Origin of the sequence: Polynucleobacter sp. JS-JIR-5-A7, from assembly GCF_018687935.1 — a bacterium.
Classification (GTDB): domain Bacteria; phylum Pseudomonadota; class Gammaproteobacteria; order Burkholderiales; family Burkholderiaceae; genus Polynucleobacter.
This window is the reverse complement of sequence record NZ_CP061308.1, coordinates 538,414-555,439: the sequence shown is the minus strand read 5'-3', so window position 1 is coordinate 555,439 and position 17,026 is coordinate 538,414. Positions and strand designations below refer to the sequence as shown.

General features: G+C 46.1%; 18 protein-coding genes. 6 read left to right on the top strand and 12 right to left on the bottom strand.

The window, feature by feature from the left end; translation table 11 throughout:
- Positions 1–24: 24 nt before the first annotated feature.
- Genes guaB through AOC29_RS02905 form a run of 3 tightly spaced genes read right to left on the bottom strand, consistent with a single transcriptional unit; the run spans position 25 to position 2,289 of the window.
- Positions 25–1,488, bottom strand: coding sequence for an IMP dehydrogenase (gene guaB / locus AOC29_RS02915; protein WP_215296549.1), 1,464 nt, complete (start codon positions 1,486–1,488; stop codon positions 25–27).
- 26 nt (positions 1,489–1,514) lie between these two features.
- The gene (locus AOC29_RS02910) at positions 1,515–1,865 is read right to left on the bottom strand and encodes an RnfH family protein (RefSeq protein ID WP_215296548.1); all 351 of its coding nucleotides are present in this window, start codon (positions 1,863–1,865) and stop codon (positions 1,515–1,517) included.
- Positions 1,858–2,289 (bottom strand): type II toxin-antitoxin system RatA family toxin, encoded by a 432-nt coding sequence (locus AOC29_RS02905; RefSeq protein WP_215296547.1) that lies wholly within the window; start codon positions 2,287–2,289, stop codon positions 1,858–1,860. The genes AOC29_RS02910 and AOC29_RS02905 overlap by 8 nt, the downstream gene beginning before the upstream one ends.
- A gap of 25 nt (positions 2,290–2,314) precedes the next feature.
- Here AOC29_RS02905 and smpB point away from each other — a divergent pair, with 25 nt between their 5' ends.
- The 5 genes from smpB to AOC29_RS02880 all read left to right on the top strand — a co-directional run bounded on the left by smpB (position 2,315) and on the right by AOC29_RS02880 (position 7,064).
- Positions 2,315–2,767 (top strand): SsrA-binding protein SmpB, encoded by a 453-nt coding sequence (gene smpB / locus AOC29_RS02900; RefSeq protein WP_071465370.1) that lies wholly within the window; start codon positions 2,315–2,317, stop codon positions 2,765–2,767.
- A gap of 132 nt (positions 2,768–2,899) precedes the next feature.
- Positions 2,900–4,312, top strand: coding sequence for a circularly permuted type 2 ATP-grasp protein (locus AOC29_RS02895; protein ID WP_215296546.1), 1,413 nt, complete (start codon positions 2,900–2,902; stop codon positions 4,310–4,312).
- 15 nt (positions 4,313–4,327) lie between these two features.
- Positions 4,328–5,305: an alpha-E domain-containing protein gene (locus AOC29_RS02890; protein ID WP_215296545.1), complete on the top strand. Its 978-nt coding sequence runs from the start codon at positions 4,328–4,330 to the stop codon at positions 5,303–5,305.
- A 17-nt stretch (positions 5,306–5,322) separates the two neighbouring features.
- A complete protein-coding gene (locus AOC29_RS02885; protein WP_215296544.1) occupies positions 5,323–6,120 on the top strand; it encodes a transglutaminase family protein in 798 nt (265 codons plus the stop codon).
- Positions 6,121–6,176: 56 nt separating this feature from the next.
- Positions 6,177–7,064 (top strand): peptidase, encoded by an 888-nt coding sequence (locus tag AOC29_RS02880; protein ID WP_215296543.1) that lies wholly within the window; start codon positions 6,177–6,179, stop codon positions 7,062–7,064.
- 10 nt (positions 7,065–7,074) lie between these two features.
- Here the strand turns inward: AOC29_RS02880 and AOC29_RS02875 are convergent, their stop codons facing one another.
- The 4 genes from AOC29_RS02875 to ppsA form a co-directional block, all read right to left on the bottom strand.
- The gene (locus AOC29_RS02875; RefSeq protein ID WP_215296542.1) at positions 7,075–7,473 is read right to left on the bottom strand and encodes a VOC family protein; all 399 of its coding nucleotides are present in this window, start codon (positions 7,471–7,473) and stop codon (positions 7,075–7,077) included.
- Positions 7,474–7,489: 16 nt separating this feature from the next.
- Positions 7,490–8,419 (bottom strand): hydroxymethylglutaryl-CoA lyase, encoded by a 930-nt coding sequence (locus tag AOC29_RS02870; protein ID WP_215296541.1) that lies wholly within the window; start codon positions 8,417–8,419, stop codon positions 7,490–7,492.
- Between the two features lie 36 nt (positions 8,420–8,455).
- On the bottom strand, positions 8,456–9,649 hold the full coding sequence (locus tag AOC29_RS02865) for a CaiB/BaiF CoA-transferase family protein (protein ID WP_215296540.1): 1,194 nt from the start codon (positions 9,647–9,649) through the stop codon (positions 8,456–8,458).
- A 130-nt stretch (positions 9,650–9,779) separates the two neighbouring features.
- On the bottom strand, positions 9,780–12,176 hold the full coding sequence (gene ppsA, locus AOC29_RS02860) for a phosphoenolpyruvate synthase (protein ID WP_251370054.1): 2,397 nt from the start codon (positions 12,174–12,176) through the stop codon (positions 9,780–9,782).
- Between the two features lie 107 nt (positions 12,177–12,283).
- Between ppsA and AOC29_RS02855 the strand changes: the two genes are divergently transcribed.
- Positions 12,284–13,111 carry a pyruvate, water dikinase regulatory protein gene (locus AOC29_RS02855; RefSeq protein ID WP_215296539.1) on the top strand — a complete coding sequence of 276 codons (828 nt, stop codon included), beginning with the start codon at positions 12,284–12,286 and terminating at the stop codon, positions 13,109–13,111.
- An 11-nt stretch (positions 13,112–13,122) separates the two neighbouring features.
- Here AOC29_RS02855 and AOC29_RS02850 read toward each other — a convergent pair whose 3' ends face one another.
- From AOC29_RS02850 to fabZ, 5 genes are read right to left on the bottom strand one after another with little or no spacing between them, the layout of a single operon-like run.
- A complete protein-coding gene (locus tag AOC29_RS02850; protein ID WP_215296538.1) occupies positions 13,123–13,947 on the bottom strand; it encodes an RNA methyltransferase in 825 nt (274 codons plus the stop codon).
- Positions 13,948–13,953: 6 nt separating this feature from the next.
- Positions 13,954–14,547, bottom strand: coding sequence for a ribonuclease HII (gene rnhB, locus AOC29_RS02845; RefSeq protein ID WP_215296537.1), 594 nt, complete (start codon positions 14,545–14,547; stop codon positions 13,954–13,956).
- Positions 14,544–15,803: a lipid-A-disaccharide synthase gene (gene lpxB / locus AOC29_RS02840; RefSeq protein ID WP_251370053.1), complete on the bottom strand. Its 1,260-nt coding sequence runs from the start codon at positions 15,801–15,803 to the stop codon at positions 14,544–14,546. The genes rnhB and lpxB overlap by 4 nt, the downstream gene beginning before the upstream one ends.
- Complete coding sequence (gene lpxA / locus AOC29_RS02835; RefSeq protein ID WP_215297311.1) at positions 15,763–16,560, bottom strand: acyl-ACP--UDP-N-acetylglucosamine O-acyltransferase; 798 nt, start codon at positions 16,558–16,560, stop codon at positions 15,763–15,765. The genes lpxB and lpxA overlap by 41 nt, the downstream gene beginning before the upstream one ends.
- Entirely contained in the window at positions 16,560–17,009 is a 450-nt protein-coding gene (gene fabZ / locus AOC29_RS02830) for a 3-hydroxyacyl-ACP dehydratase FabZ (RefSeq protein WP_215296536.1), read from the bottom strand. Before fabZ ends, lpxA begins: the two co-directional genes overlap by 1 nt.
- Between the last annotated feature and the right edge of the window lie 17 nt (positions 17,010–17,026).

The window sequence follows — 17,026 nt, the reverse complement described above, 5'->3', positions numbered from 1 at the left end:
TTAATTTCAGCTTTTATTTAGTTATTAATCAATGTGGTAATTTGGTGCTTCCTTGGTGATCTTCACATCATGTACGTGTGACTCGCGCACACCAGCTGATGTAATTTCCACAAAATTGGCTTTTTCATGAAGCTCGGCAATCGTCTTGCACCCAAGGTAACCCATGGAAGAACGAATACCGCCAGTGAGCTGATGCAAGATTGCAAGCACACTCCCCTTATACGGCACTTGGCCTTCAATACCTTCAGGTACGAGCTTCTCAGCATTGGCAACAATATCACTCTGGAAGTATCGATCAGCAGAGCCATCGGCCATTGCACCCAAAGAACCCATGCCACGATAACTCTTGTAGGAACGTCCTTGGTACAGAAATACTTCGCCAGGAGCTTCTTCAGTACCGGCAAACATACCGCCCATCATCACAGAACTGGCGCCAGCTGCTAACGCTTTAGCCACATCACCAGAGTAACGGACGCCGCCGTCAGCAATCAAAGGAATGCCCGTACCTTTTAATGCAGTAGCCACATTCACAATCGCTGTAATTTGAGGAACGCCTACACCCGCAACAATCCGTGTCGTACAAATGGAGCCAGGACCAATACCAACTTTCACGCCATCAGCACCATGATCGGCCAATGCTTTAGCAGCTTCACCGGTAGCAATATTGCCGCCGATTACTTGTACATGGGGGTAATTTTTCTTAACCCATTTGACACGATCCAAAACACCTTGGCTATGGCCATGAGCAGTATCCACCACAATGACATCGACACCAGCGCGCACTAAGAGCTCAATACGCTCGTCGTTATCAGGACCTACCCCTACGGCTGCACCAACCCGCAACTTACCCTCGCCATCCTTACACGCATTAGGATGCTCGGTGGCTTTCAAAATATCTTTCACTGTGATCAAGCCGCGTAATTCAAATTGATCATTGACTACTAAAACACGCTCTAGGCGATGCTGACTCATCAAGCGCTTAGCTTCTTCGAGTGTGCAACCTTCTTTAACAGTCACCAAACGCTCACGCGGAGTCATCTTGGTTTTGACAGGGGCATCCAAATCTTCTTCAAACCGTAAGTCGCGGTTGGTAATGATTCCAACCACTTCTTTACCGGTCAAGACAGGAAATCCAGAGAAACCATGTTCGCGTGAAAGCTGAATCACTTGACGCAGAGTGACATCAGGACCAATCGTGATGGGATCCCGAAGAACACCAGATTCATAGCGCTTCACTTTTGCCACTTCACGCGCCTGTTCTGCAGGCTTGAGGTTTTTATGAATAATGCCGATACCACCTTCACTGGCCATGGCAATCGCTAAACGACCTTCTGTGACGGTATCCATCGCAGCGGACACCAATGGTGTATTAAGTGAAATATCCCGAGTTAACTTGCTTGCCAAGCTGGCATCTCGAGGGAGCACCGCAGAATAGGCCGGTACGAGGAGCACATCGTCAAAAGTGAGTGCTTTTTGAATGAGTCGCATGCAAAACCCCTAGTCACAAAAACAGATTATAGCCTCCTAGCCTTCCTTTTGGCTGCCGCTGCCTGGAATTTGGCGTCCTGGTTCTGGTTTGCCTTTTTGCGCCGGACCGCCTTAGGGTCAATTAATAAGGGGGAGTAGAGCTCTAAGCGATCTCCGGCATAAATTGGGCTATCCCACTCCTTACGTTTTCCAAAAACGCCGTAACAGCCCTTTCTAGCAAAAGCCGGGTCTGCTTGATCCACCACTAAGCCAGCTTTTAGGAGTGCCAAGCCCACTGTCGGGGTTTCAGTAGGGGTGAGGACCAGTTGAAAAGGACTGAGTATCGGATTGCCTTGCCTAGCATCACAAATCCAGATCTCCATCGTGCGATTAGCCATACAGCTCTTCTGCGCGCTTTACAAAACAATCCACAAATGTCCCTGCAATGTGTCCAAACACAGGTCCAATGATCTTATCCAGAATCACGCTCTTAAATTCCCAATGGAGCTTAAATTCCACCTTACAAGCATCTTCTCGCAAAGGAATGAAATTCCACTGTCCTGAAAAATGTTTGAATGGCCCATCCACAAAAACCATATCAATGGTCTCGGGGCGATGGTTCACATTGCGAGTATGAAAGTACTGATTAATGCCCTTGAAATTGATATTGATTTTGGCATCCAAAACAGTTTCGGTTTGCTCAAAAATTTCTACCCCACCACACCAAGGTAAAAACTCTGGGTAACGCGCTACATCAGTCACCAAACCATACATTCGGTCGGCTGATTGGCCAATTAAAACGGTCTTGTAGACGTCTGCCATAATCGATCTTGGAAGCTAAATAAATATGAGTATCGTCGATAACAAAAAAGCCTTCTTTGATTATTTTATCGAGGAGCGCTTTGAGGCAGGGCTAGTGCTAGAGGGCTGGGAAGTAAAAGCCATCCGAGCTGGTCGCGTGCACGTCAAAGAAGCCTATGTCGTCATTCGCAAGGCGGAGCTTTTTCTGATTGGTTGCCACATTACCCCCCTGCTATCAGCCTCTACCCATATCGTTCCAGACAGCACCCGCACCCGAAAGCTTCTGCTAAATGCCATTGAGATCCGCAAATTGATCGGTAAGGTTGAGCAAAAGGGTTATACCCTCGTACCACTCAATCTGCACTTTTCCAAAGGCAATGTGAAGTGCGAAATCGGTCTGGCTAGGGGTAAAAAGCAACATGACAAGCGTGCTGCTACCAAGGAACGAGAGTGGGAAGTTCAAAAAGGCCGAATCGCGAGAGGCGATTTAAACGCTTAAAAGCCCAAAAACTGGGGTAGAACGGCCTCAAGGCAAATATCCGCGCTTTCATGCACTTATATAGTGCAATACAGCACCAAGCTGCTTCAAACCCCAAAGCTTATAACTCTTAAAGGCATTAGTTTGGTAACTATGAAATTGCCTTTTGACGAAATGCTGGATGCCGCAGGCAAAGCACGGCCTCACTACCAAGTTTTTCATAACTGGTTAAAGCAACAGAGCGACACGCTCATGGGTCTTAAGCGTGCTGAAGCTGACCTGATCTTTAGGCGCGTGGGCATCACATTCGCCGTCTACGGAGATGATCTAGGTTCTGAAAGAACCATTCCATTTGATCAAATCCCCCGAATTTTCACTGCCAAAGAATGGCATCAGCTTGAGGCAGGTTTACGTCAACGCGTCAAAGCGCTCAATCGCTTTATTTATGACGTCTATCACGATGAAGACATCATCAAAGCTGGCATCGTTCCCGCTGAGCAAATTTTTAATAATGCGCAATATCGCCCAGAGATGCGTAACGTCAGTGTGCCACGGGATATCTATGCACAAATTGCTGGTATTGATATCGTGCGCGCAGGCGAAGGTGAGTTCTACGTTTTAGAAGATAACTTGCGCGTGCCTTCTGGCGTTTCTTATATGGTTGAAGATCGCAAGATGATGATGCGTCTTTTCCCGGACCTATTCCAAAAATATCGTATTGCTCCCGTAGAGCACTACCCCGACCTCTTATTGGAATGCCTCAAGTCTGTTAAGCCGGATGATGTTAAGAAACCAAATGTCGTGCTACTAACCCCTGGCATGTATAACTCTGCTTACTTTGAGCATAGCTATCTCGCCCAACAAATGGGGGTAGAACTCGTCGAAGGTAAGGACCTGTTTGTGAAGAATGAGCAAGTCTTCATGCGCACCACTCAAGGACCTGAGCGGGTAGATGTGATCTATCGGCGCGTTGATGATGACTTCTTAGATCCATTAGCCTTCCGCTCAGATTCGACCCTTGGGGTTGCAGGATTACTGTCTGCGTACCGCGCTGGCAATGTCACTTTAGCTAACGCTATTGGTACCGGTATTGCCGATGACAAATCAATTTATCCATACGTTCCAGAAATGATTGAGTTTTATCTCGGTGAAAAACCTATTCTGAATAACGTGCCTACCTTCCAGTGCCGCAAGACAGATGATTTAGCGTATACCTTAGCCAACTTGGAAAAGTTAGTAGTCAAACTGACTCATGGTGCTGGTGGCTATGGCATGTTAGTTGGCCCAGCTTCTACCAAAGCAGAGATTGAAGCATTTAGAACCCATCTCATCGCTAATCCAGATAAATACATTGCTCAACCTACGCTGGCACTTTCTACTTGCCCCACCTTTGTGGAATCGGGTGTTGCTCCCAGACATATTGATTTACGCCCTTTTGTACTCTCTGGAAAGACGATCAAGATGGTCCCGGGCGGCCTCACTAGGGTCGCCCTCAAAGAAGGTTCTTTGGTAGTGAACTCCTCCCAAGGTGGTGGCACTAAAGATACCTGGGTCTTAGAAGAATAAGAGGGATAGCAAAAAATGTTAAGTCGTACTGCAGACTGCTTATATTGGATGGCGCGTTATACAGAGCGCGCAGAAAATACTGCTCGCATGTTGGATGTGAATCACCAAACTTCTCTACTGCCACAGCCAGCAGAATTTCTAGAGCAAAGTTGGAAGAAGTTGCTCACCATCTCTAAGCTAGAAGATGCTTTCTTAAGTAAATATGATGTCGTCAATCGTGAAAATGTTTTGGATTTCATGATTTATGAAACCAGCAATCCTTCTAGCATTGTTTCTTGTTTATACGCTGCTCGTGAAAATGCTCGTGTGATTCGCGGCAAAATTACTTCTGAAGTTTGGGAAACCCAAAATACTACCTGGCTTGAGCTCCAACGCATCTTAGAGGCAAGACATCAAGCCGACCCCAGCAGATTATTAGAGTGGGTAAAACATCGCTGCCACCTTTTTAGAGGCGTGATGCACGGCACGATGCTCAAGAATGAAGCTTTCTACTTTATTAACGTTGGCACTCTGCTAGAGCGCGCTGATAATACTGGTCGTATTCTAGAAACCAAATATGAGGATCAGGCCACCCTCAAAGTATTGAGCACTCAAAAGAATCCCGATGATAGTTCAGATGGTGCATTCTTTGATTTTTATCATTGGGCCGCTCTACTGCGCTCAGTCTCTGCATTTGAGATCTACCGTCAGATCTATTCTGATCAAGTTACTCCAAAGCAAGTTGCTCAACTCTTGATTTTTAATAAACAAATGCCACGTTCATTAGTTTGCTGTGTTAATGAATTAATTCCTTTAGTTTCTGAAGTGAAGAATCAACAATCCAAAGAAATTGAACGCTTACTGGGTAAACTCAAAGCAAGCTTAGATTACTCAGACATTGATGAAGTCTTTGAACAAGGTCTTGAAGAGTTTATTGAAGTCTTCCTTGAGCGCATCAACCATATTGCCGATGAGTTTAGCAACGCTTATCTCATCCCATTGGCTGTTGCCTAAGACTTCGTAAAGAATATATGCATCTGAAAATTCGTCATCGCACTGAGTATCGCTATGAAACACCAGTGCGCTATTCCATTCAAGAGCTGCGTCTGACACCCCCGACGACTTCAGGCCAGCAAATCGATAAGTGGAAAATCAGTACGCCCATTAAGGCATCAAGCTCCATCGATACCTTTGGCAACTTCTATAGTGTATTTGTGCAGGAATCGCCTTATACGTCCATGATGATTGAAGCGGAGGGTGAAGTGCATACCCAAGATGCCTTTGAGTTTAAGGATGATGCAAGAGCGGTCTCCCCTTATTATCTGCTGCAGCAAACCAATCTCACTGAACCCACAGATGAAATGCTGGGCTACTTTGCATCAAGTCTGCCCAAGAAAAATTCGGTGGATGAGGTTTTAAAATTGGCTACTGCGGTTCAACAAGCAATTGGGTATGTTCCAGGTCAAACGACCTTTGCCACTACTGCTGCCCAATCCTTTGCCCTAAAATCCGGCGTTTGCCAAGATCATGCTCATGTCATGCTGAGCCTATGCAGGGCTGCGCAGATTCCTGCGAGATACGTCAGTGGCTACTTCTTTGCCGAAGAATCCCCCAATTTGGCTAGCCATGCTTGGATCGATTTTTGCAGCGATATTGAAAAAGGGATCTGGACTAGTGTCGATATTACCCACGCCTGCCTGATTGATGCGCGCCATATACGCCTAGCGATTGGTCGCGACTATTATTCCGCAGCACCAGTCAAAGGTGTTCGTACCGGTGGGGGCGGCGAGGAGCTCAGCGCAAACATCTCGATTCAGCAGCTACCCTAAATCCTGATCGATATTTAAGAGATAATCCTAGATAATTATTAAGAGGATATGGGTATATGACATATTGCGTTGGGCTTTGCCTCAAAGATGGTCTAGTCTTTTTATCCGACACCCGCACCAATGCTGGGGTAGATCAAATTGGTACATTCAGGAAAATGACTTTGTTCCAAAAGGACAATGATCGTTTCTTTGCCTTAATGAGTGCTGGCAATCTTGCAATTACCCAAGCCGTCAAAGAAATACTCCTGCAAGGTCAACTGCTGAATGGCAAAAATCTTTGGACTGCTGAAAATACGCATGATGCAGCAGCAGTGATTGGCGATGCCATCAAACAGGTGTATGAACGTGATCATGTAGCCCTTGAAAAAGCAGGCATTGACTTCAACTGCAACCTCATTTTTGGCGGTCAAGTCAAAGGAGAGAGGCCGCGTCTCTTTAATATTTATTCTGCTGGTAATTTTATTGAAGCCACCCCAGAAACTTGCTACTTCCAGATTGGCGAATCCAAATACGGTAAACCCATTCTCGATAGAGTCCTGAATTTTTCTACTCCGCTTAATTTAGCAACAAAGTGCGCCTTAATTTCAATGGACTCAACTCTGAATAGTAATATTTCTGTTGGTTTACCTCTAGATCTTTTGGTATACGAGAAGAACTCTCTCAAAGCCAGCAAACTGGTAACGATGGATGAATCAAACCCCTACTTCCAAATGATTCATCAGCTCTGGGGCGAAAAATTACGCGCTGCCTTCAACTCGATATCAGAACCCAGTTGGAGCGGTGCCCATAAATCGAGCGCTATCTCAGCGCCCGCCAAGAAAATGGGTGCAGTACCTATCAATCATCAACCACCAAAAGCAAAACTAGCGAAATCCTCAGCTAAACCAACGAGCAACTCCAAGAAAACTTCAAGCGCTAAAGGAAAGCCTACGAAGAAGTCGTAATCCTTTAGCTTTAGCCTGAGTAGATTTCACTGATCTCAATGAGATTGAGATCGGGATCGCGTACATATATGGAATGGATTTTTGAAATGGCACCCGTACGCATCACAGGACCTTCAACAATGGGCCAAGCTTCTTTTTCAAGCTTTGCAATGACCTCGCCTAAGGATCGCTCAGCAATAAAACAAAGGTCTAATGCTCCTGGAGTTGGAATATTGGCTTTAGGCTCGAACTCTTTGCCTTTGATGTGCAAATTAATTTTTTGATTGCCGAATTTAAAAGCCTTACGCTCAACTGGCGGAGTGCCGCCGATGAAAGATTCGAGTGTCATCCCCATCACGCGGGTATAGAAGTCAATGCAAGCAGTTTCATTTGCTGTGGTCAGAACTAAATGGTCTAAATGATCAATCATCTTCCCTCCACATCTATTACTGACGCAGCTCTTTGACATACTCTGGCGCTTGATGCAAATCACAAGTACGCCCTGCTTTAGCAACTTGTCCAGGAACAGTGTGGCCAACAATAGCAGGCAACTCCCGAGCGATCGCTAACAAGTTTGGAATATTCATGCCGGTGTCATAACCCATCGCATCTAGCATATGAATCGCATCTTCACTTGATATATTGCCGCTAGCCCCAGGTGCATATGGGCAACCCCCAAGACCACCAAGCGAGCCATCAAATCTGGTAATACCTGATTGCACTGCTGCCAGCACATTGGCTAAGCCCATACCTCTCGTATTATGAAAATGCATCGTGACCTGCATCTCTGGGAATAACTTTTGCATAGACTCCGACATACTGATCACTTGAGCAGGGTTGGCCATACCAGTGGTATCGCAAATCGTGAGGCCACGGACGCCAAGATCAGCAAAGCGCTGCGCAAATCCTTCAACAACCTTCTGCGGCACATCACCCTCCATAGGGCAACCAAAGGATGTGGATAAAGAAACGTTGATCGGCGTTCTACCATCGACATATTTGATCACCTCAGCTAAGCCAGCAAAACTCTTTTCGCGTGTCATACGCAAATTGGCTAGGTTATGGGTCTCAGAGGTAGACATCACTAGGTTAAATTCGTCAGCCTTTGATTCAAAGGCGCGCTCAGCACCTCGAAGGTTAGGTACGAGCACTGTGTACTCAACACTAGGAACTCTCTTAATTCTACCCATCACCTCTTCGGCATCTCTGAGCATTGGAATCGCTTTAGGAGAAGTAAACGAAGTCACTTCGATTTTGGCAAAGCCACATTGACTAAGCTCATCGATTAAGCGAACTTTGTCATCAGTCGGAATGAAGTTGGGCTCTATCTGAAAGCCATCGCGTGTCACTACGTCATTAAAGTAAATTCTAGTCATCGTTATCTGTATTTATTCTCTGTGCTTGTTTTGCATTTATTTAGTGAAGGCGACGCCACGCTCTTTCAGTGAAGCAATTTGTGCATCACTTAATCCAATGCCCTGTAATATCTCATCGGTATTTTGACCGATATCTGGTGCCAGTGTTCTGATAGAACCTGGCGTACGAGAAAGCTTTGGAATGACTCCTGGAACGTCAACCTTAGTACCATCATGCATCTGAATAGTTTCAATATTTCCACGGGCTTTATAGTGTGGATCTTGTGCAATATCGGCGACGGTATAAATTCTGCCGGCAGGCACTGCTACAGCATCTAGGGCTTCTAATGCTTTATCAGTCGTTAAGGTTTTGGCCCATTCACCAATCGCCTGGTCAAGCTCTACAACCCGCTTAACTCGACCTTCATTATTTTCTAATTGCGGATCATTACCTAAATCATCCCGACCAATCAACTTCATGAGTCTTTTAAAGATACTATCGCCATTGCCTGCAACCAATACATAACCACCGTCCGCACAAAGATAAGCGTTAGTGGGCGCAATCCCAGGCAATGCGCTACCAGCAGCCTGCCTAACCTCTCCAAACGCACTATATTCAGGCAGCAAGCTTTCCATACAATTAAAGACGGCCTCGTAAAGAGCAATATCAATCACTTGGCCTTCACCACTTTGATGGCGCTCTTGCAGTGCTAACAGAATTCCGATAACACCATGCAAAGAGGCCAAGGTATCGCCAATGCTAATGCCAACACGCACTGGGACTCTACCTGGTTCAGCAGTTAAATGACGTAAGCCACCCATGGCTTCTGCAACGACACCAAAGCCAGGCTTATCCCGATATGGACCAGTCTGGCCATAACCACTAATACGTAGAACAATTAAGCGCGGATTAATTTTGAGCAAATCTTGCGGATCAAGGCCCCAGCCCTCTAAAGTGCCAGGACGAAAATTTTCGATGAGAACATCGGACTCTTTGACCAGAGCTCTCACAATCTCTTGCGCTTCTGTCTGCTTTAAATCCAAGGAAAGAGAACGCTTATTACGAGATTGGACTTGCCACCAAATTGAGGTGCCATCTTTTAACAAACGCCACTTACGCAAAGCATCCCCAAGTTTGGGTGGCTCAATCTTGACTACATCAGCGCCGAAGTCAGCCAATGTTTTAGCAGCAAATGGCCCAGCAATCAGCTGACCCATCTCAATCACTTTTAAACCCGATAACGGCTCCATAAGACAACCCTCTATAACTCCAAAAATAAGCTCAAGGCACCCTAATTATGCAATCAACTTCTCAGACTCACCAAAACAATAAGGCGCAACTCAATTGCGCCTTATTGTAGTTTTGGGCCTAAATTTACCCCTATTTCTTACCCAACATTTCCCAGGTCTCTACTACGCTATCTGGGTTCAGTGAGATGGAGGTGATACCTTTTTCTACCAGCCAACGGGCAAAGTCTGGATGGTCTGAAGGTCCTTGACCGCAAATACCAACATATTTATTTTGCTTGCGACAAGCATCGATTGAACGGGCGATCATAAATTCCACCGCTGGATCACGCTCATCGAAGTCAATCGCGAGCAGCTCCATACCGGAGTCACGATCCAGCCCAAGTGTTAACTGAGTCATATCGTTTGAACCAATTGAGAAGCCATCAAAATATTCAAGGAATTGATCTGCCAGAATCGCATTGGATGGAATCTCACACATCATAATCAGGCGCAAACCATTGACTCCCCTTTTGAGACCAAACTTCTCCATCATATCGATCACGCGTTTAGCCTGATTAATGGTACGCACAAATGGCACCATGATCTCGACGTTATCAAGACCCATCTCTTCACGAACGCGCTTCATTGCTGCGCACTCTAGAGCAAATGCTTCACCAAAGTCTTCAGAGACATAACGTGATGCGCCGCGGAAGCCGAGCATGGGATTTTCTTCATCAGGCTCATAGCGTGAACCGCCAATCAACTTTTTGTACTCATTGGACTTGAAATCAGATAAGCGCACAATAACGGGTTTCGGATAGAAAGCGGCTGCAATGGTTGCCACACCTTCAACCAATTTATCCTCATAGAACTGACGTGGACTTGCATAACCACGAGCAACACTTTCTACAGCACGCTTGAGATCCGGATCGATATTAGGATACTCAAGAACTGCACGGGGATGCACGCCAATATAGTTATTGATGATGAACTCGAGACGCGCAAGACCAACGCCTGCATTAGGAATTTGGCAGAAATCAAATGCCAACTGAGGATTGCCAATGTTCATAGTGATCTTCACCGGAATCTCTGGTAATACACCACGAGAAATTTCAGAGACTTCCGTTTCGATCAAGCCATCATAGATATGACCTTCATCGCCCTCAGCGCAAGAGACGGTAACCATCATGCCGTCTTGTAATAGCTCAGTCGCATCACCACAACCGACTACTGCAGGGACACCCAACTCACGCGCAATAATCGCAGCGTGACAGGTACGACCACCACGATTGGTCACAATCGCAGCAGCACGCTTCATGACTGGCTCCCAGTTAGGGTCTGTCATATCAGCAACCAATACATCGCCTGGCTGAACCCGATCCATCTCGCTAGGGTCACGAATAATACGCACTGGACCGGCACCAATCTTCTGACCAATGGCGCGGCCTTTTGCTAATACCTTTGAGCTGCCTTTAAGCTTGTAGCGCATCTCTACCTGGCCAGCTGCTTGACTCTTCACGGTCTCAGGGCGAGCTTGCAAAATATAGATACGGCCATCTTGTCCATCTTTGCCCCACTCGATATCCATAGGACGACCGTAGTGTTTTTCAATAATGACGGCGTACTTTGCCAACTCAGTAATGTCAGTATCTTCCAAAGAAAAGCGATTGCGTTTTTCTGGGGTGACGTCTACTGTTTGTACCTTCTCAGCAGAACCTTTAGGGGCAAATTGCATCTGTATCAGCTTGGAGCCTAGGGAGCGACGAATGATCGCTTTTTTGTTCTGCGCCAAGGTTGTCTTAAATACATAGAACTCATCCGGATTTACTGCACCCTGTACTACAGTCTCTCCTAAACCATAGCTAGAGGTAATAAAGACGACATCCTCAAAACCAGACTCAGTATCTAAGGTAAACATCACACCAGCAGCGCCTAGGTCAGAGCGCACCATCCGCTGAATACCAGCAGACAATGCTACTTCTGCATGGGCAAAGCCTTTGTGTACACGGTAAGAAATGGCACGATCGTTGTAAAGAGAGGCAAATACTTCGCGGATTTTTTTGAGAACATCATCAATACCCTCGACGTTCAAGAAAGTTTCTTGCTGACCTGCAAAAGAGGCATCCGGCAAGTCTTCGGCAGTAGCCGAAGAGCGCACTGCAAACGAACCTTTGCCAGAGTCATCGAGAACTGCAAATGCTTTACGAATCTCTTCTTCCAGCTTAGGCTGAAATGGCGCGGTCTCAATCCAATTGCGGATTTCAGCGCCAGCTTCTGCTAAGGCGCGGACATCATCAATATTGAGATTCTCTAAGCGCTTTTGAATACGCTCGGTGAGGTTGTTATGTTTTAGAAAATCGCGGAATGCTAATGCAGTAGTAGCAAAACCTGTTGGAACACGCACTCCAGTTGAGGCCAATTGAGAAATCATTTCGCCTAAGGAGGCATTCTTACCGCCGACTGACTCAACATCTGTCATGCGAAGTTGCTCAAAAGGCAAGACATAGGCATCTGCCATACTGCTATTTTGCTGCTGTTGGTTGGACATAAAATACTCTCTAAAGATAAGGAAAGCGGTCTAGCTGTCGCCTAAAATGCGACTTACTCTAATATGACGCTATTGTAGTGCTGACCCCCCACTTTTAGGCCAAATCCATGTCTACCGAAACCCGTATTGTTTTTATTGTTTCTGATGGAACCGGCATCACCGCCGAGAACTTCAGCCAATCGATTTTGGCCCAATTTGAGGCCACTTTTAAGCAGGTTCGGGTGCCTTTTGTAGACAGCGTAGATAAGGCCCATGATGCAGTCAACAGCATCAATCAAGCAGCTAGTAAATATGGTGTCCAGCCGATTGTTTTCACCACCTTGGTGAATGCTGAACTCAATAGCATTGTCAGCAAAGCCAATGGACTCATTTTGGATATGTTCCAGACCTTCGTGGCACCACTTGAAGCGGCCTTAGGCATGAAGTCTACGCATGCCATGAACCGCTTGCACCACAATGCGGATACTGAAGCCTATAAGAACCGTATTGAGGCCATTAACTATTCGTTAGCACATGATGACGGGCAGTCAAACCAGAACTTGATCGAGGCCGACGTCATTTTGATTGGCATCTCCCGAGTCGGTAAAACCCCAACCAGTCTCTATCTAGCCATGCAGTATGGATTGAAGGCAGCCAATTACCCTCTAATTCCGGAAGATTTTGAACGGGGGCAACTACCAAAGGATTTAGTACCTTATCGCCAGAAGATTTTTGGCTTGATGATTGATGCTGAACGCCTCTCAGAGATACGCAATGAGCGTCGTCCCGGTAGTAACTACGCAAAACTAGAAAATTGTCGTTATGAAATTAACGAGGCGACTGCGATGATGAAGAAGCAATCCATTCCATGGGTGATGACTACTAGCAAATCTATCGAAGAGATAGCTACCACTGTCTTGCAAGCCATGAAGTCTGATAAGACGATTTTAGGGTAGATTGGTTTAACTTAACTACGCCTAACGCGCATTGTTTCAAACAGGCAAACGGCAGCGGCAGTAGAAACATTCAAGGACTCTACTCGCGGGTCGATTGGTATTGCAACGCCTTTTGCTTGCGCTAAAAGATCTTCAGACACTCCCTGACCTTCGCTACCCATCACCCAAGCAACAGGATGCTGTAATTCTTTTTGTAGCGCAAAGAGTTCGTATTCTGCATCTGCTGTAGCAGCAAACATGGGGGCGGTAACAGCACTCAATACTTGTTGATTGGACCAACCCTCATAAAGATCTAATAAGCGATGGGCCCCCATGCCCGCTCGCAAGACTTTGCTTGACCATAAATGGGCGCATCCCGATAAAGTAATTACCTGAGTAAAGCCCGCTGCTGCTGCAGTACGTAAGATCGAGCCAACATTACCAGCATCTTGTATGCGATCTAATATCAGGACATCGCCAGCTAATGTGCTAATTGACTGTGGGGGCGTTAAGCAAGATTGAGGAAGATCGAGCAAGCCTGCAATATGAGGTGCATTGACTAACTCACTCAGCAAATCCCAGAGAGCGCTATCCAACTGGAAAACTTTTGTATCGGGACAGATTTCAATATGAGAGTAGACCGCTTCAGAAATTTCGGGATTTTGAAAACCCACTTCCGAGGTAAGTAAGATCCTTAAGGATGAGTCTCCCACCCAAGTCTGAACTAAATGAATGCCTTCCAGTAAGACTTGACCTCTGGCGATTCTAGCCTTCTGACCTTTGGATCCAGCAGCCTGCAAAAGACGAATCTCTTTGAAAAGCGGATTCTCTTTAGAAGTGATGAGATCAAAATTCATATAGAGTTAGCTTACATTCATCTCAAGTACTTTTCTGACTGGAGAAAAACTTCTACGGTGCTGCTCACAAGCGCCATACTGCTTTAACGCAGCAAAATGAGCCTCGGTCGGATAACCCATATGCTGAGCAAAACCATATTCTGGGTGACGCTCATGCAAGATTTGCATTTGACGGTCACGAGTCACTTTAGCCAAGATAGAGGCTGCTGATATTGCTGGCTCTTTAGCATCCCCTTTAATAATGGCTTCTGCAGCAATGGGTAGCTCTGGACAACGATTGCCATCGATTAAAGCCTTATCAGGCCATTGCCCTAAACGTGAGCTCAAATCCTCAACGGCCCGTCGCATCGCCAACATAGTTGCTTGCAAAATGTTGATCTCATCAATTTCTGCAGGGCTAGCTTCGCCTATTCCCCAGGCCTTAGCCTTTTCCATAATTTGTTGATACAAAAACTCACGGCGTGCCGCAGTCAGTTTTTTTGAGTCCTTAAGGCCATTAATAGAATTATAGGGATCTAGCACGACTGCACCCGCAACAACAGCACCAACAAGCGGGCCTCGCCCTGCTTCATCTACGCCACAGATCCACACAATACTCATTGGGCCACCTGGCTCTTGCGACTATTGGTAATCGTTTGTACAACTGCTTGCGCAACAAGCAAGCCCGTTGGTCGGCGCAGTGTTTCATGCATCTGCACAAAGCGTGCTTTTAACTCTGCGACCTGATTAGGATGATCTAGCCATTCTTGCAATGCATTAGCTAACTTTTGAGGAGTGGCATCATCTTGCAATAACTCTGGCACTACAAATTCACCGCACAAAATATTAGGTAAACCTACATAAGGCAGATAACCCTGACGCTTCATAATCTGGGCTGTGAGCCAAGGTACCTTATAAGAAATCACCATCGGCTTTTTCCACAAGGCAGCCTGCAGGGTAGCGGTGCCACTAGCTATGAGGACTACGTCAGAGGCTTCCAATACCTCATCTGCCATCCCATCAAGTAAATGAATCTGAATGTCGGGATTGATATTCTTAGTTTTCAGCAATAGCTGCTCTAGTGGATCACGCAATCGCGGCGTTGCCACTGGAATTAAAAAATGAATTTTTTGACCCTTGAAACGCTCGGTCAATAATTGCATCGTTTCAAAAAAGACGGGAGCAATCAGCTCAATTTCAGAGCCACGACTTCCAGGCAATACTGCAACGACTATTCCATCCAGTGCAGTTGTTGACAGCTTTAAAGTCTCAATGATTTTTTTGCGAGCCTGAGGAACATCTGGAGTCAAAGGAATTTCACTGGCTAATGGATGCCCAACATAGGTAGAAGCTATACCTGCACGATCATAGATTTCAGTTTCAAAAGGGAAAATGCAGAGCATTCGGTCAACTGCTTGTGCAATCTTTTTAATGCGCCCAGCTCTCCATGCCCAAATAGAGGGGGAAACTAGATGCAACGTCGGAATACCAGCTTTACGCAATTGCAGTTCAACCCCCAAGTTGAAATCCGGAGCATCAATCCCTAAATAGACGTCGGGACGACCTACGCCCAATAGATGATTAATCAGTTCTTTGCGAAGTTTCAGAATAGCCGGAAGTTGTTTGATAGCCTCAACATAGCCACGCACACTTAAGGTTTCCATGGGCCAATCTGAGCGCATACCTTCAGCTTGCATGCGTGGTCCACCAATGCCATATACCTCTAGACCAGCCATATCCGGAATTTGATTTAATGCACTCAGAACTGGCGCAGCGAGTAAATCGCCAGAGGGTTCGCCAGCTACACAAGCTAACTTTGGCAAAGTATTCCTATCGTTACCGAATAATGCCGCGAGTAGAGGCGGCAATAAAGTCATGGAACTCCGTCAGCTTTTCTACAGTAGCTGCATCAGCCGCACTTGCAGAAATCATTTTCTGAATTTCTACTTTAGCATCTTCAAAACTGAGACCATCTTTGTAGAGAACCTTATAAGCCTGACGCAATGCAGAAATCGTTTCACTAGAAAAACCGCGACGCTTTAAGCCTTCTACGTTAATACCATGAGGTGAGGCTTTATCACCAGCTGCAATTACAAATGGCGGAATATCCTGCACCAGCGCTGAAGCACCACCCAACATCGCATGTTGCCCAATGCGCACAAATTGATGAACACCAGACATGCCACCCATAATGGCCCAATCATGCACATGCACATGACCTGCAATTTGCGCATTACTTGAGAAAATGGTGTGATTACCAACTTGGCAATCATGCGCAATGTGGACATAAGCCATGATCCAGTTGTCATTACCTATACGGGTAATACCTTCATCCTGAGAAGTGCCTGTATGAATGGTAGTGAACTCGCGAATCGTATTACGATCACCAATCATGAGTTGAGTTGGCTCACCACGATATTTCATATCTTGGGGCGGTCCACCAATAGCAGTAAAGTGAGCAAAGTTATTATCCTTGCCAATCGTGGTGTGACCCTCGATCACAGTATGCGATCCAATCTTAGTGCCAGAGCCAATTTTGACGTGAGGACCAATTACAGAATAGGGACCAATCTCGACATCACTGGCAACCTCTGCTTTGCTGTCCACTACAGCAGATGAATGAATCTGGGTCATCATGCGCCTTTCGAACGAACCGCACAGGTGATATTGGCCTCAGCAGCTATCTCACCATCTACAGTTGCCTGGACTGCAAACTTATAAATACCAGCACGACCGCGCTCCAACTTTGCAGTCATAATGAGTTGATCTCCTGGTAATACTGGCTTTTTAAAGCGAGCGCCATCAATGCCAGCAAAGTAATAGACTGCGTCTTCAGCACGCTCTTCAGAAAAGGTCAGTAAAGCCGCAGTTTGCGCCAAAGCTTCAATGATCAGTACACCAGGCATTACCGGAAAGTCCGGAAAGTGTCCTTGAAAGAAAGGTTCATTCATGGTCACATTCTTCAATGCAGTGATTGTCTCGCGTGGAGTGATTTCCAAGACACGGTCTACCAGTAAGAATGGATAGCGATGTGGCAACAACTGGAGAATCTTATGGATATCGATCGCAATTGGTGTGCTCATAAATGACCTACTAAGAA